Source organism: Streptomyces flavovariabilis (assembly GCF_000725785.1).
Lineage (GTDB): Bacteria > Actinomycetota > Actinomycetes > Streptomycetales > Streptomycetaceae > Streptomyces > Streptomyces hawaiiensis.
In genome coordinates this window covers 1-245 of record NZ_JNXD01000124.1, presented here as the reverse complement: position 1 = coordinate 245, position 245 = coordinate 1, and the positions used below count along the sequence as shown (strand labels likewise).

The 245-nt window shown below is 66.5% G+C and carries 1 pseudogene; it reads right to left on the bottom strand.

Annotated features, from left to right (window positions below):
* Positions 1–204 (bottom strand): annotated as a pseudogene (locus IO24_RS45065) (ABC transporter substrate-binding protein); the annotation flags it as partial.
* Between the last annotated feature and the right edge of the window lie 41 nt (positions 205–245).

The window sequence follows — 245 nt, the reverse complement described above, 5'->3', positions numbered from 1 at the left end:
CGGCTCGTAGATCGCCTTCGTCAGCGCGTCGTTGTAGGCGCCACCGCTGTTGCTGACGACGAGCCGCTTCTTTCCGCCACCGCCCGACGAGGTGCGGCTTTCGCCGTTGCCCATGAGGGAGCCGCATCCGGTCACTGCCGAGGCAGCGGCCAGAGCGCCTGCGGTGCGGAGTACGGTTCTGCGTCCTATCCGGTTGCCTTCCATGGCAAAGCTCCTGGAGATCGCTGGGGGTTCGGGGAATCCGT